General features: G+C 72.5%; 20 protein-coding genes and 1 pseudogene. 8 read left to right on the top strand and 13 right to left on the bottom strand.

What is annotated here, in order from left to right; translation table 11 throughout:
- Positions 1 to 101: 101 nt before the first annotated feature.
- Positions 102 to 593: an ATP-binding protein gene (locus ACIBCU_RS32175; RefSeq protein ID WP_362934808.1), complete on the bottom strand. Its 492-nt coding sequence runs from the start codon at positions 591 to 593 to the stop codon at positions 102 to 104.
- Between the two features lie 199 nt (positions 594 to 792).
- A complete protein-coding gene (locus ACIBCU_RS32170; protein ID WP_362934805.1) occupies positions 793 to 1161 on the bottom strand; it encodes an STAS domain-containing protein in 369 nt (122 codons plus the stop codon).
- A gap of 293 nt (positions 1162 to 1454) precedes the next feature.
- Here ACIBCU_RS32170 and ACIBCU_RS32165 point away from each other — a divergent pair, with 293 nt between their 5' ends.
- The 4 genes and pseudogenes from ACIBCU_RS32165 to ACIBCU_RS32150 all read left to right on the top strand — a co-directional run bounded on the left by ACIBCU_RS32165 (position 1455) and on the right by ACIBCU_RS32150 (position 5288).
- Positions 1455 to 2438 carry an RNA polymerase sigma factor SigF gene (locus ACIBCU_RS32165; RefSeq protein ID WP_362934802.1) on the top strand — a complete coding sequence of 328 codons (984 nt, stop codon included), beginning with the start codon at positions 1455 to 1457 and terminating at the stop codon, positions 2436 to 2438.
- 189 nt (positions 2439 to 2627) lie between these two features.
- Positions 2628 to 3776: a DegT/DnrJ/EryC1/StrS family aminotransferase gene (locus tag ACIBCU_RS32160; RefSeq protein ID WP_362934920.1), complete on the top strand. Its 1149-nt coding sequence runs from the start codon at positions 2628 to 2630 to the stop codon at positions 3774 to 3776.
- Positions 3769 to 5073, top strand: a pseudogene (locus ACIBCU_RS32155) (lipopolysaccharide biosynthesis protein); the annotation flags it as partial. The gene ACIBCU_RS32160 and the pseudogene ACIBCU_RS32155, both read left to right, overlap by 8 nt.
- Before the next feature lie 32 nt (positions 5074 to 5105).
- The gene (locus ACIBCU_RS32150; protein ID WP_399235728.1) at positions 5106 to 5288 is read left to right on the top strand and encodes a hypothetical protein; all 183 of its coding nucleotides are present in this window, start codon (positions 5106 to 5108) and stop codon (positions 5286 to 5288) included.
- Here ACIBCU_RS32150 and ACIBCU_RS32145 read toward each other — a convergent pair.
- The 10 genes from ACIBCU_RS32145 to hutU form a co-directional block, all read right to left on the bottom strand.
- Positions 5263 to 6357, bottom strand: a complete 1095-nt coding sequence (locus ACIBCU_RS32145; RefSeq protein ID WP_399235726.1) for a glycoside hydrolase family 26 protein — start codon at positions 6355 to 6357, stop codon at positions 5263 to 5265. The genes ACIBCU_RS32150 and ACIBCU_RS32145 overlap by 26 nt on opposite strands.
- A 32-nt stretch (positions 6358 to 6389) precedes the next feature.
- Positions 6390 to 6812, bottom strand: a complete 423-nt coding sequence (locus tag ACIBCU_RS32140) for a hypothetical protein (RefSeq protein ID WP_362934796.1) — start codon at positions 6810 to 6812, stop codon at positions 6390 to 6392.
- A 29-nt stretch (positions 6813 to 6841) separates the two neighbouring features.
- Complete coding sequence (locus tag ACIBCU_RS32135; protein ID WP_399235724.1) at positions 6842 to 8743, bottom strand: hypothetical protein; 1902 nt, start codon at positions 8741 to 8743, stop codon at positions 6842 to 6844.
- 117 nt (positions 8744 to 8860) lie between these two features.
- Positions 8861 to 9694 carry a polysaccharide deacetylase family protein gene (locus ACIBCU_RS32130; protein WP_399235722.1) on the bottom strand — a complete coding sequence of 278 codons (834 nt, stop codon included), beginning with the start codon at positions 9692 to 9694 and terminating at the stop codon, positions 8861 to 8863.
- Entirely contained in the window at positions 9691 to 10956 is a 1266-nt protein-coding gene (locus ACIBCU_RS32125) for a glycosyltransferase (protein ID WP_399235791.1), read from the bottom strand. Before ACIBCU_RS32125 ends, ACIBCU_RS32130 begins: the two co-directional genes overlap by 4 nt.
- An 88-nt stretch (positions 10957 to 11044) precedes the next feature.
- Positions 11045 to 12127: a GNAT family N-acetyltransferase gene (locus ACIBCU_RS32120; RefSeq protein WP_399235789.1), complete on the bottom strand. Its 1083-nt coding sequence runs from the start codon at positions 12125 to 12127 to the stop codon at positions 11045 to 11047.
- A 143-nt stretch (positions 12128 to 12270) separates the two neighbouring features.
- The gene (gene hutI, locus ACIBCU_RS32115) at positions 12271 to 13452 is read right to left on the bottom strand and encodes an imidazolonepropionase (RefSeq protein ID WP_399235720.1); all 1182 of its coding nucleotides are present in this window, start codon (positions 13450 to 13452) and stop codon (positions 12271 to 12273) included.
- Between the two features lie 71 nt (positions 13453 to 13523).
- On the bottom strand, positions 13524 to 14894 hold the full coding sequence (locus ACIBCU_RS32110; RefSeq protein ID WP_362934787.1) for a formimidoylglutamate deiminase: 1371 nt from the start codon (positions 14892 to 14894) through the stop codon (positions 13524 to 13526).
- Positions 14885 to 16099, bottom strand: a complete 1215-nt coding sequence (locus ACIBCU_RS32105) for an allantoate amidohydrolase (protein ID WP_399235787.1) — start codon at positions 16097 to 16099, stop codon at positions 14885 to 14887. Before ACIBCU_RS32105 ends, ACIBCU_RS32110 begins: the two co-directional genes overlap by 10 nt.
- A 17-nt stretch (positions 16100 to 16116) precedes the next feature.
- Positions 16117 to 17781 (bottom strand): urocanate hydratase, encoded by a 1665-nt coding sequence (hutU, locus tag ACIBCU_RS32100; protein ID WP_362934784.1) that lies wholly within the window; start codon positions 17779 to 17781, stop codon positions 16117 to 16119.
- 462 nt (positions 17782 to 18243) lie between these two features.
- Here hutU and ACIBCU_RS32095 point away from each other — a divergent pair, with 462 nt between their 5' ends.
- From ACIBCU_RS32095 to ACIBCU_RS32080, 4 genes are all read left to right on the top strand, one after another.
- Positions 18244 to 18648 carry a hypothetical protein gene (locus tag ACIBCU_RS32095; protein ID WP_362934781.1) on the top strand — a complete coding sequence of 135 codons (405 nt, stop codon included), beginning with the start codon at positions 18244 to 18246 and terminating at the stop codon, positions 18646 to 18648.
- The gene (locus ACIBCU_RS32090) at positions 18645 to 19451 is read left to right on the top strand and encodes a helix-turn-helix domain-containing protein (protein WP_362934778.1); all 807 of its coding nucleotides are present in this window, start codon (positions 18645 to 18647) and stop codon (positions 19449 to 19451) included. The genes ACIBCU_RS32095 and ACIBCU_RS32090 overlap by 4 nt, the downstream gene beginning before the upstream one ends.
- Positions 19452 to 19489: 38 nt before the next feature.
- On the top strand, positions 19490 to 19957 hold the full coding sequence (locus ACIBCU_RS32085) for a roadblock/LC7 domain-containing protein (RefSeq protein WP_362934775.1): 468 nt from the start codon (positions 19490 to 19492) through the stop codon (positions 19955 to 19957).
- A 98-nt stretch (positions 19958 to 20055) separates the two neighbouring features.
- Entirely contained in the window at positions 20056 to 20430 is a 375-nt protein-coding gene (locus ACIBCU_RS32080) for a hypothetical protein (protein WP_362934772.1), read from the top strand.
- Positions 20431 to 20440: 10 nt separating this feature from the next.
- Here the strand turns inward: ACIBCU_RS32080 and ACIBCU_RS32075 are convergent, their stop codons facing one another.
- The gene (locus ACIBCU_RS32075) at positions 20441 to 20980 is read right to left on the bottom strand and encodes a hypothetical protein (RefSeq protein ID WP_362934905.1); all 540 of its coding nucleotides are present in this window, start codon (positions 20978 to 20980) and stop codon (positions 20441 to 20443) included.
- Positions 20981 to 21095: the final 115 nt, after the last annotated feature.

Here is a 21095-nt window from a genome sequence, read left to right as displayed (position 1 = left end):
ACGGACCCCGCCCGCATGACTCAGGGCCCCGCACCGATCGGTGCGGGGCCCTGAGTCGTTGCGCGGAGTCGGCGGGGGCGAGCGGCGTTGCGCGGGAGCGGCTACGCCGGAGCGGCGAGCTCCGCCCAGACGGTCTTGCCCGGCCGCTCCGGCGTACGCGTCACGCCCCAGTCCATGCAGAGCCGCTGCACGATGAACATGCCGTGCCCGCCGGGCCGCCCCGCCCTGTGCGGGGTGCGCGGCGCCGGCTGCCCGGCCCCGGCGTCGTCGACCTCGACCCGGAGCATCTTGGGCGTGCAGCCGATGCGGAGCTCCTCGGGACCGTCCGCGTGCAGGCAGGCGTTCGTGACCAGCTCGGAGACGACCAGGAGGACGTCCTCGGCCGCCGCCCGACGGTCGGCCCCCGACGCGGGCAGCCAGCCCCAGTCGTGGAGTGCCTGCCGGGCGAAGTCGCGGGCCATCGGCACGATGCCGCTGGCGTGTCTCAGCGAGAGCGTGCGCCACTGCCGGTCAGCGGGTACGGCAGAGGCGGTGCCCGTGCCGTCCGGCTCGCGGCCGAGGCCGCCCGGCGGATGCTGCCGGGTGGTGCTCATCAGCGCTTCACCTCACCGATTCACCGTGTTGCCATCGAACAGAACTGGTCAGATACAGAGTGTGCGGGTTCCACGCCCCCGACGGGATGTCTCCTGCCCGGCCGAATGGTGACAACACCCTTTTCGCCTACGCCGTAAGCGTGACTCGCGCGACAGGCGGGGCTCCCGAGGCCGGGGGCTGACATCGGCGGCGCCGCTGTCAGCTGCTCAGAGCGTCTTCGAGCGAGGCGTGGACGGTGAAGACCGCCTCAGCCCCCGTGATCTCGAAGACGCGGGCCACCACGGGCTGCATTCCGGCGAGGTGGACCCCTCCTCCGGCGGCCTCGGCCTTCAGACGCGCACCGAGCAGCACATTGAGCCCGGTGGAGTCACAGAAGTCGAGCCCGGAACAGTCGACCACCAGGCGCGTACGCCCTTGCGCGACCGCGCTCTCCAGGGGCTCCCGAAGCAGATCGGCGGTGTGGTGATCGAGCTCACCCACCGGCGTCACGACCTCGCTCCGCCCCTCGGTCCGGATCTCGACACTCAGCCGACCCCGGTTCGCACTGCCGACCGTCCCGCGGTCCATTGACTGTCCCTCTTCGCCGTCCGTCACTACCCACGTCCCTGTGTACGCGGCTTCGTCGTGGCTGCCGCCGACGTGCGTAAAACATTACGCGTTTCCCTCGCCACACGGTAGTCGAAGAACTCAACAAACCGGACATATAGGCTGATTTGGCGCTTGTAACTCGTAGCTGGAAACGGGTAAGGGTAGAAGAGACATCTGCACCAGTAATCTCGATCGGCTTCGGAGGCGCCGCTTCACCGCAGGAAGACGTATGGGCATCGGCAGCCATATGCCGAGAACGATGGAGGAGAACCATGTCACCCCGGCTCGACGTATCGCGTACCCACATCGCGACGTCGGCATGTCCTCAGGGACCGACCGATTCCGACTCCGCTGTCGCGAGCGCCGTACCCGGCCCGCGGACCAGCATCAGCACCACCACCGATCCGACCGCCGAGGACCACCTTCCGGGCGAGGAGTTCGAGGGTCTCGAGGGACTTCCCGAGATCCCGCCCTACGCCGAGGTCGGCGCCCTGGACGCCAGGGCCCTCTCCAAGACGCTCTTCGCGCGGCTCGAAGCCCTCGAGGAGGGCACCCACGAGTACGCGTACGTACGCAACACCCTCGTAGAACTCAACTTGGCCCTGGTCAAGTTCGCCGCCGCCCGGTTCCGCACCCGCAGCGAGCCCATGGAGGACATCGTCCAGGTCGGCACCATCGGCCTGATCAAGGCGATCGACCGCTTCGAGCTCAGCAGGGGCGTCGAGTTCCCGACGTTCGCGATGCCCACCATCGTCGGCGAGATCAAGCGCTTCTTCCGTGACACCAGCTGGTCCGTGCGCGTCCCGCGCCGGCTGCAGGAGCTGCGGCTGGACCTCGCCAAGGCAGGCGACGAGCTGGCCCAGAAGCTGGACCGCTCGCCCACGGTCGTCGAACTCGCCGACCGCCTCGGCCTCAGCAGGGACGAGGTCGTCGAGGGCATGGCCGCGAGCAACGCGTACACCGCGAGCTCGCTGGACGCCAAACCCGACGACCAGGCGGACGGCAACGAGGGATCGCTCGCGGACCGCCTCGGCTACGAGGACCACGGCCTGGAGGGCATCGAGTACGTCGAGTCCCTCAAGCCGCTCATCGCCTCGCTCCCGCTGCGCGACCGCACGATCCTCTCCATGCGGTTCGTCTCCAACATGACGCAGTCGGAGATCGGCGAGGAGCTCGGCATCTCGCAGATGCACGTGTCCCGGCTCCTCTCCCGGACCCTGGTCAAGCTCAGGAAGGGCCTGACCGTGGAGGAGTGACCCGACGTCACCCGCACCACCGGTACGTCATTGCGGAAGGACCTGCCCCGGCCGACGGGCGGGTCCTTCCGCATTGTTGACGAAGTGCCACGGACTGGGCCACATTGGGCAGGGTTCTGGGGGGAACACATGGCTCATGGGGAGAGCGGTCCTGCGGACCGCGGAGCAGTGGCAGCGGTCGAATCGGCGATGGGCGTCCGGCTGGGGCGGGAATGCCTCTACGTACCGTCCTGCCGGCTGGGCCTCTATCTGGCGCTGCGCCACTGGTGCGAACCCGGCGGCAGGATCCTGATGTCCCCGGTCAACGACGACGTCATCCTCTTCGTCGTCCTCGCCGCGGGCCTGCGGCCCGTCCAGGCCCCGCTGTCGGCGGCGGACGGCTCGATCGACGTGGACGCCGTGCCCGACGCCGTGTGGGACGGCCTCTCGGCCGTCCTCACCACCAATCTGTACGGGAACCCGGACCCGGCCGGGCGGCTGCGCGAGCGCTGCGACCGCCTCGGCGTCCCTCTGGTCGAGGACGCCGCGCACGCCATCGGCAGCGTCACGGACGGAAGACCCGTCGGCTCGTTCGGGGACGCGGCCGCCTTCAGCCTCTCCAAACACGTCGGCGCGAAGGCCGGAGGCTTCCTCGCCGTCGCCGACCCGGCCGTGCGCGCCCCGCTGGAGCGGGCCCGGGACGCCCTGCTCGACCCGGCCCGCCTCACCGCCGAACTCGCCTACGCCGTACGCCCGTACGCGGAATCGGCCGTACGCGGGCTGCGGCTCGCGCCCGCCGCCTGGTGGGCCCTGCGGCTTCTCGGGCTCCAGGAACGCGACGAGATCCGGATGCCGTTGCGGCCCGCGGAGCTGCGACAGGCCCTGGGCGCCGCGCCCTCGCTGGATGCCTTCCACTCCTGGGTCCGCGTCGACATGCACGACTACCGGATCGCCCCGGGCCGATTACGGCTGCGGCGCGTCGCCCGTCTGCTGGCCGGCCTCGACGAGCGGCTCGCCGCGCACCGGACCGGCACCGAGCGACTCCTCGCCACCCGCTGGGCCCCTCCGGTCCCCGCCGGTGCACCCGTACAGCCGCTGTTCCGGGTGCCGTTGCTCGTGGCCGACCGGGACGCGGCCGTCGCCGCGCTCGCCCGCCGGCGCATCACCGTCGGCTATCTCTACGACCCGCCGCTCGACACCTACGCGGGCACACCGTTCACCGACCCGTCGCCCGCCCCCGCCGAGGCGGCCTGGTTCGCCCGTCACGCCCTGCCCGTCGACCCGCTGCGCGCAGGCCCCGTCATCGAGATCCTGGCAGCGGCCGGTGTCCGGCCCGCGGGAGAGCTGCCCGGTGGCTGACACGGCGAGAACCGGCCGGCCGAAGGCCGACGTGCCGGCCCGGCCTGCCCCGGAGAGCGGCGCGAGCGGCGACTCGATGTTCCGCAACGCCTACGCCCTGATGCTCTCCACCGGGGTCTCCGCCGCTCTCGGCCTGGGTTTCTGGCTGGTCGCCGCCCGCTACTACACCGAGGAGGCCGTCGGCCAGGGCTCCGCCGCCATCGCCGCGATGCGGCTCCTCGCCTCGGTCACCGCGACCACGATGATCGGCGCCGTCGTCCGCTACGTGCCCCGCGCCGGACGCGCCACCGGGTCCCTGGTCGCCCGTACCTACCTGGTCAGCTCCGTCGTCGTCACCTTGGCCTGCGTGGTCTTCCTGCTCACGCTGGACCTGTGGGGCGATTCGTACGCCCCGCTCGGCACCCTGTCCGCCGGGCTCGTCTTCACGGGTTCCTGCGTCGCGTGGGCGGTCCTCACCCTCCAGGACGGGGTGCTGACCGGGCTGCGCAAGGCCGTCTGGGTGCCCGTCGGCAACGCCGTGTTCTCCGTCGGCAAGCTGCTGCTCCTCGCCGCGTTCGCGACCGCGCTGCCCGTCCTCGGCGTCTTCGTGTCCTGGGCCGCGGCCATCGCCCTGTCCGTGCTGCCGCTCGGCTGGCTGATCTTCCGACGGCTGATCCCGCGTCAGGCGGGCGCCGACCGGGATCGCGAGCCGCCCCGGATGCGCGAGATTGGCAGGTTCCTGGCGGGCGACTCCGTCGGTGCTCTCTTCAGCCTGGCCATGATCAACCTGCTGCCGGTGATGGTGGCCGTGCGCTTCGACGCCGCGCACAACGGCTTCTTCTACATCGCCTACACCGTCGGCGGCACCATGGAGTTCATGGCCATCAACATGGCCTCCTCGCTCACCGCGCACGCCTCGCACAGCCCCGGCCACCTGGCCGAGGGCGTGCGCGGGGCGCTGCGCCGCATGGCGGTCCTGCTGGTTCCCGTCGTGGCCGTCCTGGTCCTCTTCGCCCCGCAGATCCTCAGCCCCTTCGGCTCCGACTACGCCGCCCACGGCACCCTGGTCCTGAGGCTGCTGGCCGCGGCCGCCCTGCCCCGGGTCGTGGTCGAGCTGTACATCGGGGTGCTGCGGGTGCAGGGCCGCACCGGCGCTCTAGCCGTCCTGCAGGGCGCGATGTGCGTCCTCGTCCTCGGCACCGCGGCCGTGCTGCTCGGCCCGCTGGGGATCGCCGGAGCCGGCTGGGCGATGCTGATCGCCATGACCGCCGTGGCCGCCGCCTCCGCCCTGGGACTGCGCTCGGCCCTGACCGTACGAGTCTGACTGGTGCGGAGCTGATCGACGCGACCGTGGCGGCCCTGCACTCGGCCCCGCTCCGCCTCGGGGTACGGCCGCCCGCCGCGGTGGCCGGGTGGGCCGCGCAGGACGCCTTCGCCGCGACCGGACTGCCCGTGTTCTGGGGGCTGTTCGCGGCGACGGCGGTGGCGTACGGCGTCCGGGGGTGGGTCAGCGGCCGGGCACCGGCTGCTTGAACCAGTCGTCCTGGCCGGCCGTGCGGTAACCCTCCAGGCCCGGCCCCTCGTTGACCGTGAGGTCACAGCCCTTGCCCGGGACCGCCCGGTTCCAGTGCACCAACGCCTTGGCCTCGGGCATGGTCCTGGCCACCTTCGGGATCTCCTCGTACCACTCGCGCTGACGGTCCTTGTCCGCCGGATCGGGCACCGTGGCGAACTCGGCGAACATCAGCGGCTTCTCGGCGCTGATGTGGGTGCGCAGCCACTCGTAGGCAGGCCGCTGGCTGCGGTCGAAGTCCTTCCAGTCCGTGGTGTCGTGGCAGGTGAAGTAGTTGTACTGGTCCATGCCGATCCAGTCGACGTAGTCGTCGCCCGGGTAGAGCCGCTCGAAGAGCTTTCCCGACGGGAGATAGCCGGAGACCGTCCACACCCAGACCACGTTGTCCACACCCAGCTCCTCGAACCGGTCGTGGAGGTGGCGGTAGGCGGCGACGTACTCCTCGGGCGTGCCCGCGTCGCCGACCCGGGCGTCGACCTCCTGGTCGAAGGAGAGGAAGACCCGCTTCCCGTACGCCTTGAGGCGGCGCGCCTGCGGATCGATGATCTCCCGGTCGTGCTTCCCCGACGCGATGTCCGCCCAGCCGAGCTGGTCCTCGGTCCAGTTGGCGTGGTGGGGCTCGCGCCACACCGTGGACTCCCAGGCCAGCATGAGCAGCCTGTCCCGGCCGAGGATCTGTTCGTCGGGGGTCAGGAGCCGGCCGTCGATGTCGGTGTTCGACATGTCGTGGTACGTGTACAGGAGGTCGAGCTTCCGGCCGATCTTCTCCTCGAACGCGTACACCGCGTCCTTGATCGAACCGTTCTCGGCGTACGGCACATAGGCGCCCCACCAGGCCCCGCACGGCGGGACGAGCGTGGCGGTGGGGGCGCACGTCCCGCCGGACACCGGGCCGGTGGCGGCGTCGGCCGGGAGGGCGCCGGCGGAGGGCACCCGCTCGTCGTCCTCACCGGAGGAGGACGTGCCGAACCAGGCCAGGAGTCCGGTCAGCAGCGCCGCGACGGCGACCAGCGTGAGCACGAGGTACATACGGGGGCGGCCCTCCGGTGCGCGGTGGCGGGTCACCGGCGCCTCGCCGGGGTCGGCCTGGCCCGCTCGACAGCACCCCGGGTGGCCGCGGGCAGCGGAAGCCCCGGGAGGGCGGCGGCGAGGGTGGTGAACGCGGCGAGGACCATCAGGAACGCGGTCCCCGAGAACCCTTCCACCAGGAACAGCGCGGTGGCCGCGACGACGGCCACGGAGAGCCCGAGGGGCGCGGCGAGCGCGGCCGCTTCGAGGCGGGCGCCCGGCCTGAGCGGTCCGGGCTGCGGATACAGCAGGGCGAAGCCGGGGCCGAGGCAGACGAAGAGGAGCACGGGGGCCCAGCGCAGGGGTGATCCCCCCGGCAGCGCGGTCGCGGCGAGCGCCACCCATCCGGAGAGCGCCAGGGCGGCTCTGATCAGGGTCTGCCGGGCGGGGAGTGCCGGTTGCCGGTTCTCGGACACGTGGCTGCCTTCCTGGTCAGGGACGCGTCTCAGGGGCTGTCGTAGCGCAAGACCACGCCGTGTCCGGTCCGCTCGACCACGTGGAAGAGCGGCGAGGCGGTGAGGTCCCGGGTCAGGGCGTCGAAGCCGCCGGGGGGCAGCAGCCCCTCACCCGCGGTGTAGATGTCCTGGGTGCGCGTGAGGATGACGTAGGCCGTGGTGCCGGGCGGCAGCCGGGTCGAGAGGTAGCCCGCCGGGTCCTTGAGCATCTCGACGTTCTCGGGGAGCTCCTGCTCGGCGAAGAACCAGTGCTCCAGCCGGTCGTAGCGGTGCAGCGCCTGCGGGAACGACCCGGTGGTGGCCAGGATCAGCGCTCCTTCGGGAGCCCGGTCGATGGTGCGCGTGACGAGCGCGGTCTCGGCGGGCGGGGTGTAGTTCATCTGCTCCTTCCCGTAGTACGACGCCATGAAGCCGGCGAGCAGCGCGACCAGTGACACCGGCAGCGCGACGGCGCAGATCTTCCGTACGGCCGGGCGGACCCGGTGCGCCCCGGTGCCCCCGGCGGCCGGGACGAGCGCCGCGGCGGCGAAGAAAGCGGCGCCCGGGAGCGCGAACAGGTAGACCCGGAAGAGCATTTCGCCGCCGTAGTCGTTGACCACGAACAGGGGGACGGGCGCGGCCGAGGCCAGCAGCAGCGGCAGGGCGCTGTGCACCAGGCGGCGCCGCATCAGGAGGGCCGCGCCGGCGAGGACGGCGACGCCCAGCACCATCAGGACGTTGGCCCGCCCCGCGAGCTCGGGGCCGGCCCCGGTGAGCTGTCCGGCGTATCCGGCGCGGGAGTTCTGGGTGAGTTCGCCGAGGGAGTCGCGCAGGGTGCCCAGTGTCTCGGTGAAGAGGGGGCGGCCCATGGTGAGGTCCCAGGCCAGCATGAGCAGCCCGGCCACGGTGAGGAGCCCGGGGTTGCGGTAGCGGCGGGTGAGGTTGAGCGCGAGCAGGGTGACGCAGAGCATCACCGGGGTCAGCTGGTGCACCGCGTTGACGGCCACGATCAGGGGCACCAGGACCACGACACAGACCGCGCGCTGCCGGGTACGGGTGGGCGGCGGGACGGCTGCGGCGGCCGGGTCGAGCCAGGCCCGCGAGCGCAGCCGCCCGGCGGAGCCGGGGCGCACGAAGTGCCGTACGACGACGGCGAGTACGGCGAGGTGGAGGAGGAAGGCGAGCCCCTGCGGGGCGAGATAGTCCTGGCCCACCCAGTTGGCGAGCTGGAAGATCCAGACGGCGGTCCACACGAGGCGCCGGTCCTCGCTGAAGGTGCGGTAGATCAGGACCAGGACCGGCATCATCAGCAGGCCGAGGACGACGGGCGCCCAGTTCAGGTAGGCGGCGGCACTGTCGGCCCCGAAGGCTCGGACGAGCCCGCCGTTGAGCGTGAAGAAGCCGGGCCACTGGTCGTAGGCCGACATGTTGCCGGACAGGCCCTCGTTCGGCCGCAGTTCGCCCTTGGCCAGCAGGTGGTTGATGACCGCGTCGTGCTTGGACGCCCAGGGGTAGCGCTCCGAGTCGTACAGGACGGCGGGGACGCCCTTGAGTGCCATCAGCAGCCCGGCGCAGTACAGCGCGGGCCACCACGGGGCCGTGCCCGCGCGACGGAGGCTGACCAGGAAACCCGCGGTCAGGACGAGCAGGGAGAGGTAGTGGATGACGGGCAGCCGGTCCAGGAGCCCGTACTCGCCCATCGAGCGGAATCCGATGGACGGCAGCGAGGCGATCCAGAGACCGGCCGCCAGGAGTAACGGCAGCCAGGTGAGGACCGTCCAGGGTCTCAGCGCGCCGGGGAGACCGCGGGGCGCCGCCTCGGGGGCGGCGTCGTGCGACCGCCCGGGGGGAGGCCCCGGCTCGGCACTCCCCGCTGTGTCCCCCTTGACCGGCGCGGGCACATGCTGTGGCACGGTGCGACTCCCCCCACGGATGTGGTCGCGGCCGTCACGCCGCTGTCCCCTTAAGCGAAGTATAGGAATGTGCTTCGCCTTTGTGGCGCTCTCGTCCCTTTCTTCGCCGTCCTCACGTCACCCCGCGAACTCCGGCCCCCGCACGGCGGCCCGCCCCCGCCGGTACCACCGCCAGCCCACCGTCGGCAGCGAGTCGGGGAACGGCGCCACGCGCGCGCCCTCGCCCGCCATCCAGCGCTCGATGTCCCGCACGGTGTGGCTCCGCCTCAGGATCAGCCGCGCGATCCGGTACGGCTCGTCCCGGCCGGAGCTCAGCGCGTGCCGGACGGCCACCGCGCTCTCGTAACCGGCGGCGCGGGCGGCACGGCGCACGCGCACGCTGTTGTATCCGTGCGGATAGGCGAGATGGGCCACCTCATGGCCCAGGACGTCCTCCAGCACCTTCCTGGAGTCGACGAGTTCCGAGCGCAGAGCCGCGGCGGGCAGGGTGTCCAGCTGCGCGTGCGTGACGGTGTGCCCGCCCACCTCCATGCCGTACTGCTCCAGCAGGGGCGCCTGGGCCAGGCTCATCATCGGCGCGGGCGGCAGCAGGCTGCCCCCGCCGGACCGTGTCAGCGCGCCCGTCGTGAGATACGCGGTGGCCGGCATCGACCGTCCGGCGAGCGCCTCGGCGGTCGGCCCCGGCAGGTCCGCGAAACCGTCGTCGAAGGTCAGGACGACCGGCCGGTCCGGCAGCGGCTCACGCCCCGCGAGATGGGCGACGAGCGCACCGACCGGGACCGGCGTGCGGCCGCAGGCACCGATCGCGTCAAGCTGGGCGGCGAACTCCCTCGGCGTGACCGTGAATTCGGCGATCCACTCCGGCGGGTCGTCCATCACCGCGTGGTACAGCAGCACGGGTATCGGGGGCGCCACTCGTCTGCCGGGCTCCTCCGGTCCGCGCGCGCTCATCTCGCCTCCCAGGGGCGTGCGGCACGGACGGCGAGCCTCGCGCGTACGTATCCGAAGGGGCCGTACAGCAGACCTCTGCGCTCCAGCCGGGACAGATGTCGGGGCCACGGGTAGGTGTACGCGCCGTGCGCGCCGGGAACGCCGTTTTCCCCGGCGTCGGTGGCACGGGGCGCCGTCATCGTGCGGGCGTGGGCGAGGCCGCGCGGCAGCCGGGCCAGGAGGGACGGCAGCAGGGCGGGCCTCCGGACCAGTAGCGCGGTGAGGCAGGCGGTGAGCCCGGCGCCGTAGCCGTACGCCTGCCCGCACAGGTCCTCCCAGCGCTCCCGGTGGTGGTGCCAGACGATCGCGTCGGGCGTGTAGTGCAGTGGGTGCCCCCCGGCGAGGAGCCGTACGAACGCGTAGAGGTCGTCACCCCCCTTGGCCGCGGTGCCGGTTCCGGTGGCGGGGTCGAAACCTCCGACGGCTTTCAACGCCTCGCCGCGGAAGGCCATGTTGGCGCCCGAGCCGAAGCGCCCGGCCGTGAACGGGAAGAGCGGCTCGTCGGCGGGCGGGTGCGCGGGGTCGTAGCGGCGTGCGGCGAACCCCTTGGCGAAGCCGCCGTGGCTCTCCAGCAGGATCTGCGCCGGGGTGCTCAGCCTGGCCGGCAGGATCAGGCCCGTGACGCAGGCAAGCCTGGGGTCCTCGCCGAAGGGCCGGGTGAGGGCGCTGAGCCAGTGCGGGTCGGCGATGACGTCGTCGTCGGTGAAGGCGACGACGTCCGCCTTCGCGAGGAGGACCCCTCTGTTGTGCGCGGCCGCCAGACCGGGGACCGGCTCACAGGCATAGCTCACCCCCCGGCCGGCGTAGGCGGAGGTGATGAGCTCACGGGTGGCGTCCGTGGCCGGGGCGTTGTCGACGACCACGATCTCGAAGTCCGGGTGGTCCTGGGCGAGCAGCGAATCGAGGGCGCGGGCGAGCTGCGCGGGGCGCTCCCGGGTCGCGACGACGACCGTGGCCCTGGGCACCTCCCCGGCCGGAGGACGCTCCGGGGCGTCCGGGACGTCGATCTCGTCCGCCGCCTGCTCGGCGAGGACGGAGGCCGGATCGTCGCCCGCCCTGACGCGCCCGACGACCGTGCCGACGGGGCGCCCGCGCAGCCGCACCAGAGCGAAGATCCGCTGCTCCTCGCCGTCCCGCGGTCCCAGGGGCGGCCCGCCGGGCGCGGGCCCGATCCGGGCGCCCGTGCCGTCGGCCGCGTCGAGCTCCAGCTCGGCGACGGCCATGCCGGCGAGCCGGCCGACGCCGGGTAACCGCTCCGCCCTCCCCGCCTGTTCGTTCCCGTACGGCATCCGGTCCCCCCGGGTCGTGACGCTATGGACGTTTCGGTTCGCGCAGCCGGCCGGCCCGTTCGAGGCCGCGCTGCGCCAGGCCGGCCAGCCGTGGCCGGTTCCGTACGAAGCCGTGCGCGCGGCGGGAGGGTTCGCGGCCGGCCCACTGGAGGGCCGCGCCCACGCCCGGCCTGACCGAGGCACCCTCGTACACCGTGAGTTCACCGGTCTTCAGGGCGTCCTTGTACTCGGCCGCACCTCGCCCCATGTCGAGCATCCCGATGCCGTCGTCCGCCGCCGCCCGCGCCATCCGCAGATGCAGGATCAGGCCCGGTGAGAACTTCGCGAACCCGGGGTCGTACGCCGGGAACCAGCACGAGAGCACCGTGCGCGAGCGCAGCCCGAAGTGGGCGGCCACGGGCCGGTCGCCCGCGTACAGGACGGAGAGCAGGCCGGAACAGCCGGGTGCCCGGGTGTGGAAGAGGAACTCCGCCAGGTCTCGGATCCACCTCTTCGCGAAGCGGTCGCGCCGTCCGGTCCTGCGGTACTGGGCGGACTTCCACTCCATCAGGGTCCGCAGCACCGCCGGATCCCGCTCGTCGAGGACGAAACGCACCTCCCCGGCCTCGCGGCCGAGCTTGCGCTCCTTGGCCAGGGTGGTCCTGAGGAACTTCGGCGACCGTGCCCGCAGGACCTGCTCGTAGCGCTCGTAACCGTCGCCGACATCGATGACGTACGAGGCGTACGAGCGGGCGGCGTCCGGCTCGAAGAGGCCCTGGCCCTCCTCGAGGTTGTCGAACTCCCACGCGGAGAGCCCGCAGGCCCGCAGCAGCTCCCTCGCGTCCAGCGGAAGACCGGGGCGCAGCACGGCGCCCTGGACGTCGGAGACCCCGAAGCCGATGGCCCGGCCGTGGCCGAGCCGTCCCCGCTCGAAGGCGAGGAAACCGGCCGGTCCCCCGGATTCCTCGCTGATCAGCGCCACCCGCGCGTGCGGCCGGACCCGGCCGACGGCAAGGGCGAACTCCGGTTCCATGAACGGATGGGCCGGGGCGCCGGACTCGGCCCGGAGCTCCCGCCAGCTCTCGATGTCCCCCGCGCCCAGATCTCCGGGCCTGACCACACGTATGCGCCTGCTGCTCACTAGACCCCCCGGTCCTACCCCCCTGAGCCACGCTGCCCAGAACGGTACCGGGCGCGGTCACCCGGCGGTAGACAGCCGCGACATCCTGTGACCGACCGGTGAAAACCCCCTGCGCCGCCCCTGGGGCATCACACCGCCCGCTCGCCGCCCCGCCATACCGCCGCCACCAGGGGGACTCCCGGCCGGTAGGCCAGGTGGACATGGCTCGGCGCGTCCAGCATCACGAGGTCGGCGCGGGCGCCGGGGGTGATGCGGCCGATGTCGGTGCGGCGCAGAGCGGCGGCGCCTCCGGCGGTGGCGGACCAGACCGCTTCGTCGGGGGTCATACCCATGTCCCGTACGGCGAGGGCGACGCAGAACGGCATGGAGGAGGTGAACGAGGAGCCCGGATTGCAGTCCGTGGACAGGGCGACCGTGGCACCCGCCCCGAGGATGCGGCGGGCGTCGGGCCAGGCCGCCCGGGTGGAGAACTCGGCGCCGGGGAGAAGGGTGGCGACGGTGGAGCCCTGGCCGAGCGCGTCGAGGTCGGCGTCGTCGAGGTGGGTGCAGTGGTCGGCGGACGCCGCGTCCAGCTCGACGGCGAGCCGGACCCCGGGGCCGTGGCCGAGCTGGTTGGCGTGGACGCGGGGGTGGAGACCCCTGGCCTTCCCGGCGGTGAGGATCGTGCGCGCCTGGTCCTCGTCGAAGGCACCACGCTCGCAGAAGACGTCGATCCAGCGGGCGTACGGGGCACAGGCGTCCAGCATCGGGCCGGTGACGAGGCCGACGTAACCGGCGGGATCGTCGGCGTAGTCGGGGGACACGATGTGGGCGCCGAGGAAGGTGACCTCGTCGGTGTGGCGGGCGGCGATGCGCAGGGCGCGTGCCTCGTCCTCGACGGTGAGGCCGTAGCCGGACTTGGTCTCGAAGGTGGTGGTGCCCTGCCGGAGCGCCTCCGCGAGGTAGCGCGCGACGTTGGCGGAGAGCTCCTCGTCGGAGGCGGCGCGGGTGGCGGCCACGGTCGTGCGGATGCCGCCCGCGGAGTAGGGGCGGCCTGACATACGGGCGTTGAACTCGGCGGTGCGGTCGCCGGCGAACACCAGGTGGGAGTGGGAATCGACGAAGCCGGGGATCACGGCGCGGCCGCCCGCGTCGACGGCGTTGTCGGTGGCGGGTGCTTTGCTGGATTCACCGGTCCAGACGATCCGGTCACCGTCGATGACGACGGCCGCGTCCCGGATCAGGCCCAGGGGGGTTCCGTTACCGAGGGAGGGGTCGTTGGTGACCAGGTTCGCGATGTGGGTGATGGCGGTCGTCGGGGTGGTCGTCATCCGGGCACAGCTTTCTTTCGGCTCGGTCCCGGGCCGGGCCCGGGTTCACGGTGCGGTGGCGCGCAGGGCGCTCAGGCGTACAGGGCGGCGATGGCCGAGGCGAGCGCTCCGGGCACGTCGTCGATCCGTGTGTGCCGGCCGTCCCGGACGATGTGCCGACCCGCCACCACGGTGTGCCGCACATCGGCGGCCGTCGCGGCGAATACGGCTGCTTCGGCTGCCAGCCGGGGCACCGGCCCCGCTGTTCTGACGGAGTCCAGCGCCACGGTGGCGAGGTCGGCGGGCGCGCCCGGTTCGAGCACGCCCGCGTCCGGGCGGCCGAGCGCGGCGTGGCCCTCGGCGGAAGCCGCCCTGAGCAGCGCTGCCGCCGTCCAGTGGCCCCGGACATGGGTGCGCAGGCGTTCGTTGAGCTCCATCGCCCGTGCCTCCTCGAAGAGGTCGATCACGGCGTGGCTGTCACTGCCCAGCGAGAGGGGGGAGCCCGCGCCCTGGAGGGCGGTGGCCGGGCCGATGCCGTCGGCGAGGTCGCGTTCGGTCGTGGGGCACATGCAGGTGCCCGTCCGGGAGGAGCCCAGCAGCTCGATGTCCTCGGCCGTGAGGTGCGTGTTGTGGATGCCGGTGGTGTGCGGGCCGAGGACCCCGTGGTCGGCGAGGAGCCGGGCGGGGGTGCGGCGGTGGGCGGCGAGGCAGGCGTCGTTCTCCGCGGTCTGCTCGGAGAGGTGGACATGGAGCGGGGCCGCCCGCTCCTGCGCCCACTGCGCGACGGTGGACAGCTGCCCGGCCGGGACGGCGCGCACGGAGTGGATCGCGGCGCCGATCACCACCAGGTCGTCGTCGCCCTTGAGGAGGGAGGCACGCTCGGCCCAGGCGTCGGCGGTGGTGTCGGAGAAGCGCAGCTGGTGCCGGCTCGGCTTCTCCCCGAAGCCGGCGGCCAGATAGGCGGTGTCGAGCAGGGTGATGCGGATCCCGGCTTCGGCCGCCGCCGCGACGAGCGCCTCGCCCATGGCGTTCGGATTGTCGTAGGGCGTGCCTCCGGGCGCGTGGTGCACATAGTGGAATTCGCCCACCGCGGTGATCCCGGCCAGCGCCATCTCGGCGTATGTGGCACGGGCCAGGTCGTAGTAGGTGTCGGGGGTGAGGCGGGAGGCCGTCCGGTACATCAGCTCGCGCCAGGTCCAGAAGGTGCCGGACCCCACCTGGGCGGTGGAGCGCAGCGCGCGGTGGAAGGCGTGAGAGTGGGTGTTGGCCAGTCCCGGGACGGTCAGCCCGTCGAGCACGACGGCGCCGGGCGGCGGTGTGTCGATGCCCGTCCGGACCCCGGCGATGCGCCCGCCGGCCACGTCCAGGAGGACGCCCGGCTCGACATGGGTGGCGAGCCAGGCATGCGACATCCAGTACGTCGCGGTGACCGGTGTGCCCGTCGGTTGCGTTGTCAGCTGCACGCGAGACCTTCCAGTACGTCGGCGAGTGCCCTCACCCCGGCCACGCAGTCGTCCTCGGCGGCGTGCTCGGCGGGTGAGTGCGAGATCCCGGTGGGGTTCCGTACGAACAGCATGGCGGTCGGCACGGAAGCGGACAAAATACCCGCGTCGTGTCCGGCTCCCGTACCGAGCACGGGGACGGTGCGCCCGCCGCCGTCCGGGCCGCGCTTCTCCAGCACCCGGCCGATCTCGTCCCGGAGCGCGTGCTGGAAGTCCACCACCGGCGTGAACGACTCGCGTACGACGTCGAGATCGATCCCGGCCCGCTCGGCGTGCTCCCTCGCGGCCCGCTCGACGCCGCTCACGACGGCGTCGAGAGTGGCCTGGTCGGCGGCGCGTGAGTCGAGCCACCCCCGCACGAGGGAGGGGATCGCGTTGACCCCGTTCGGCTCGACGGCGATCTTGCCGAAGGTCGCGAGACCTCCGGCGAGCTCGGCCTCGCGCCGGGCCGCGAGCACGGTCTCGGCGTACGTGAGCATCGGGTCGCGCCGGTCGGCGAGGCGTGTCGTGCCGGCGTGGTTGGCCTCGCCCCGGAAGTCGAACCGCCAGCGGCCGTGCGGCCAGATGGCCGAGGCGATCCCGACCGGGTCCCCGCTCAGGTCGAGGGCGCGCCCCTGCTCGACATGGAGCTCGACGAACGCACCGATCCGGGCGAGCCGTTCGGGGTCGGGCCCGATGGCGTCGGGGTCGTAGCCCGCGGCCTCCATGGCCTGCGGGAGCGAGACGCCGTCCCCGTCCCGGAGCCGGTGCGCGTGCTCGACGGTCAGCTGTCCGGCGGCGAGCCGGGAGCCGACGCAGGCCAGCCCGAAGCGGGCCCCCTCCTCGTCGCCGAAGTTGGTGATGGCGAAGGGCCTGGTGAACACCGCTCCCCTGCGGCGGAGTTCGTCCAGGGCGGCGAAGGAGGACACCACACCGAGAGGGCCGTCGAAGGCGCCGCCGTCCGGCACGGAGTCGAGGTGGGACCCGGTGACCACGGCGTCCCCGGCGAGCGGGTCGCCGAGCCAGGCCCACTGGTTGCCGTTGCGGTCGACCTCGTGGTCGAGACCGCGCGCCTCGGCCTGCGCCTGGAACCACAGGCGGCACTCGGCGTCGGCGCCGGTCCAGGCGTAGCGGCGGTAGCCGCCGGACGCGTCGCTGCGGCCGATGGGCCGCAGCGAGCGCCACATGGCGTGGAAGGTGTCGCTCACGCGGTGCCTTCCTCCCGCATCGGGATGCGCACGCCGCGCTCGTCCGCCACCGACTCCGCGATGTCGTAGCCCGCGTCCACGTGCCGGATGACGCCCATGCCCGGGTCGTTGGTGAGGACGCGGCGGATCTTCTCGCCGGCCAGCTCCGTGCCGTCGGCGACCGAGACCTGGCCCGCGTGGAGGGAGCGGCCCATGCCCACGCCGCCGCCGTGGTGGATGGAGACCCAGGAGGCGCCGGAGGCGACGTTCACCATGGCGTTCAGGAGCGGCCAGTCGGCGATCGCGTCGGAGCCGTCGAGCATGGCTTCCGTCTCGCGGTAGGGGGATGCCACCGAACCGCAGTCCAGGTGGTCGCGGCCGATCGCGAGCGGGGCGGCGAGGGTGCCGTCGCCGACCATGTCGTTGAACATGTCGCCCGCCTTGTCGCGCTCGCCCTGGCCGAGCCAGCAGATGCGCGCGGGCAGGCCCTGGAAGTGGACCCGCTCCCCGGCCATCCGGATCCAGCGGTGCAGCGACTCGTTCTCCGGGAAGAGGTCCAGGAGCGCCTTGTCCGTCTTGTGGATGTCCGAGGCCTCACCTGAGAGCGCGGCCCAGCGGAAGGGGCCCTTGCCCTCGCAGAAGAGCGGCCGGATGTAGGCGGGCACGAAGCCGGGGAAGTCGAACGCGCGCGTGTAACCGGCGAGCTGGGCCTCGCCCCGGATCGAGTTGCCGTAGTCGAAGACCTCCGCGCCCGCGTCCATGAAGCCGACCATGGCCTCGACGTGCTTGGCCATCGAGTCACGCGCGCGGGTGGTGAAGCCCGCCGGGTCCTTGGCCGCGTACGAGGCCATGTCGTCGAGGTCGACGCCGACGGGGAGGTACGCGAGCGGGTCGTGGGCCGAGGTCTGGTCGGTCACGATGTCGATGGGGGCGCCCTCGGCGAGCATGCGCGGAAGGAGCTCCGCCGCGTTGCCGAGCAGGCCGATGGAGAGCGGACGACGGGCGTCGCGCGCCTCCACCGCCAGCTGGAGCGCGTGCTCCAGGGAGTCGGCCCTCACATCCAGGTACTTGTGCTCGATGCGGCGCTCGATGGCGCGCGGGTCGACGTCCACACAGATCGCGACGCCGTCGTTCATCGTCACCGCGAGCGGCTGGGCGCCGCCCATGCCGCCGAGACCGGCGGTGAGGGTGATCGTGCCGGCCAGGGTGCCGTCGAACCTCTTCGCGGCGACCGCGGCGAACGTCTCGTAGGTGCCCTGGAGGATGCCCTGCGTCCCGATGTAGATCCAGGATCCGGCGGTCATCTGCCCGTACATGGTGAGCCCGAGGGCCTCCAGACGGCGGAACTCCTCCCAGTTGGCCCAGTCGCCGACCAGGTTGGAGTTGGCGATCAGGACGCGCGGCGCCCATTCGTGGGTCTGCATGACGCCGACCGGCCGCCCGGACTGGACGAGCATCGTCTCGTCCTGCTTGAGCGTCCGCAGCGTACGGACCATGGCGTCGAAGGACCGCCAGTCGCGGGCCGCCTTGCCCGTGCCGCCGTAGACGACGAGCTTGTCGGGGTGTTCGGCGACCTCGGGGTCGAGGTTGTTCTGCAGCATGCGGAGGGCGGCTTCCTGCTGCCATCCCAGGGCGCTCAGTTCCGTACCGCGCGGTGCCCGTACGGGGCGGGGTCCTGACATGGCGATGCCTCCTCGCGAATGTGACTCTCTTATTCACATCCTGGCCGCCTGAATACTCCTAGTCAACAGGTGAACCCCCCGCCTCCCCCGGGCAGGCCTGAAGTCATCACATTCCCGCACCGGCATCCACTCCACCACCGGCAAGGTCGCGGGCAAGGTCGGCGGGGCACTCTGGCTGCCGTTCCTGATCGGTTCGCCGAGATCCTTCTCCTGATCGGAATCGGTCTCCGGGTGGTCGACAAGGCGGTGATGCCGGCCCGCGATCAGGCCTGACGACGGACGGAGGCGGACCGGATCCGCCACGGAACGACAGCCGGCCGGACACATTCCGGCCGGCCATCGCGCGTCCAATACACGGCCCGCCGCATGTACCTGTGGAAAATGCCAGAACTCCCACCAGGCGCACACACGTTGCGTAGCCTCTCCATTACATCCGTACGCCACGTCGGGAGGGAGTTCGCGTTGCCCGGGATCGACGAGTGCCTGATCGAAGTCATGAGGCTGCCCGGTGCCCGGGGTGCCGCGGTGGTCGACTGGACGAGCGGTCTCGCGCTCGGCACCATCGGCGAGTCGCCCAACGGCGACCACGAGGCCACGGCCGCCGAGACGGCCGAGGTGGCGAGGATGGCCGCCGAACAGCCGGTCTTCGCCCAGGCGGAGGCGCCCGCCGGCTTACCGGGGCCGCCCGCCCCGGCCGTCGAGGACGTCATCGTCACCACCGCCCCCGGCTACCACATCCTCCGTTTCGTCGAGACGGCCTTCGACAGCAGCGTCTTCCTCCACCTCTGGCTGGACCGCGCGGAGGGCAATCTCGCCCTGGCGCGCATACGGCTCGGCGAGATAGCGGAGCGGCTGGTCCTGGCATGAGACCCGCCGCCACCGTCCGGCCCGGCGCAGCCGAACGGGCCGCGCCCTCCCCGATGCTGCAGCGGCTGGAGGCGGAGCGCGCGACCGGCGCACTGATGCGCGACCGCGGCACCCTCTACCTCGCCGACGGCCAGGTCGTCCACGCGGAGAGCCCCGCGACCCCCGGAATCGACGTCCTGCTCACCACGGGCGGGGCGCTGCGCTCCGAGGGCTGGTGGGACGCGGTCGCCCAGGCGGGTGCCGGACAGCGGGTCGGCCGCTACCTCGTCGACAGCGGCCGGGTCCCGGGCGGCGCGCTGGAGCTCTGCCATCTGGGCGCCCTGTACGACGCGGCGTTCTTCGCCCTGGCCCCCACGCACACACCCGCCCGCTTCCGCTACGGCGTCTCCCACTGGATCGGCCCCGTCCGCCCCGTGCCCGTGCACGCCGTGCAGCGCGAGACGCTCCGGCGCCGGGAACTCCTGGACCGGATCTGGCCGGACGCGCTCACCGACAGCGCCCCGCTCTCCCCCACGGCCCATCCTGTGGACGCCCCGGTCCCGCCACGCCAGCGCCGCGTCCTTGCCCTGGTGAACGGCGAGCGCACGGCCACGGACATCGCCCAGGAGCTGGGCCGCTCGGCGTTCCACATCCTGGTCGACCTGCGCCGGCTCGCGGCCGCCGGACTGGTCGAAGCGGTCCGCCCCGCCACAGCGGGCTCCGCACCGGCGTCCGGGCCCGGCCGCATCACGCTGCCCGAGGTCACGAACGACCCCGACGTCGCCCTGTTGCGCCGGCTCAGAGACGCATTGGAGGCCTTGTGATACGCGCGCTCAGACAGCGTGCCGGGAGGAGACAGCTGATGGTGCCCGAGGCAGAGGTGCAGGACGTCCTCGACGAGCTCCAGCGGTTACGCGCCCGGGTGCCCCTCCTGACCGGCGCGCTGGCCGCCAGTACGGACGGCCTGATCGTCGCCCAGGACACCCCTGGCATCGAGGCCGAGGGCGTCGCCGCGCTGACCGCCGCCGCGCTCGGCGTCTCGATCCGAATGACCGACGCCACCGGACGCGGCGGCTTCCGCGAACTCCTGATCCGTGGCGAGAGCGGCTACATCGCCACCTACGCGGCGGGTTCATCCGCCGTCCTCACCCTGCTGGCCGAGGACCGCATCAACGTAGGCCGTCTCCACCTGGAGGGCCGCCGCGCCGGGGCACGCATCGGCGAACTCGTCGATGCCTCCCAGGACCGGCCCGACCGCCCCGTGCCGGCTCCACGGCCGCAGCAGTCGCGGGCCCTGCCCCGCCGCACCGTCACACCGGATTCCACGTGACACCCGCCGCGGCCCGTCACGCACGCGCCACGGATGGACAGCGCACCACCAAGCAACGGACCGGCCACCGGGCCGGACAGGGAAAGGGAACGAGCACTATGGCCAACACCGAAGCGTCACTGAAGGATGCGATGGCGTCGATCGAGGGGACCCTCGGTGTCGCACTCGTCGACTACACCAGCGGCATGGCCCTGGGCACCCTCGGCGGTGGCAAGGACTTCAACCTGGAGGTCGCCGCGGCCGGCAACACCGACGTGGTCCGGGCGAAGCTCCGGACGATGGAGCACCTGGGCATCAAGGACGAGATCGAGGACATCCTGATCACCCTCGGCACCCAGTACCACCTGATCCGGCTGCTCAAGACCCGTGGCAACAACGGCCTCTTCCTCTACCTCGTGCTGGACGGCGGCCGGGCCAACCTCGCGATGGCACGCCACCAGCTGCGGAAGATCGAGGCGGAGCTGGAGATCTGACCCGGCTCTCTCACCGGCGGCGACGCCGCGCCCCACCGGGCGCGGCGTCCCCCGCCACGGGTCCGGTCGTCCGGTAGGCCTTCACGCGCCTGCCCGTGGGCCGTCCGCGCTCCACCCAGTCGGTGCGCACCCAGTACAGGACGTCGTCCCGCCGCTCCCGCTGCCCGATCCGTACGGCCTTCAGCCAGAGCCCGGCCCCGGCCCCGGCCATCACCAGCCCGCCCGCACCGGGCAGCACGTACGCGCTCGCGACCGCCACCAGGAACACACCGGCCACCCACCAGCGGTAGCCACGCCGCCGGTTCCGTACGGTCACGTCCCGGTCCTGGAGGAAGTCTCCCCGCCCGGCCCGCGTGGCGCCCTTCGCGAGCTCCGCGTACCGCCCGGTGCGCGTGAACGCCACGGCGGCCAGGGTCACCAGGAACAGCGCGGCCCCCGCCAGCAGTCCGATCTGCCGGCCGGTGAGCCCCGGGACGAACGCCCCGACGGCCGCCGCCAGCAGCCCCGGCCACCACAACGGCGCGGCGCCGGCTCTCACGATCACGGCCACCCTCGCCAACGACTGCGTTCCGCGCCCCACGTCCGTACCCCTCTCCCGCCATCCCCTGTGGACCTTTCCGGTCGCGGAGATTAGTAGGCACAGATGAGCGACGTCTGAGAATCGG

Source organism: Streptomyces sp. NPDC051064 (genome assembly GCF_044455985.1).
Taxonomy (GTDB): Bacteria; Actinomycetota; Actinomycetes; order Streptomycetales; family Streptomycetaceae; genus Streptomyces.
Note: the sequence above shows the minus strand (reverse complement) of the source record. Positions and strands in the feature narration are given on the sequence as shown.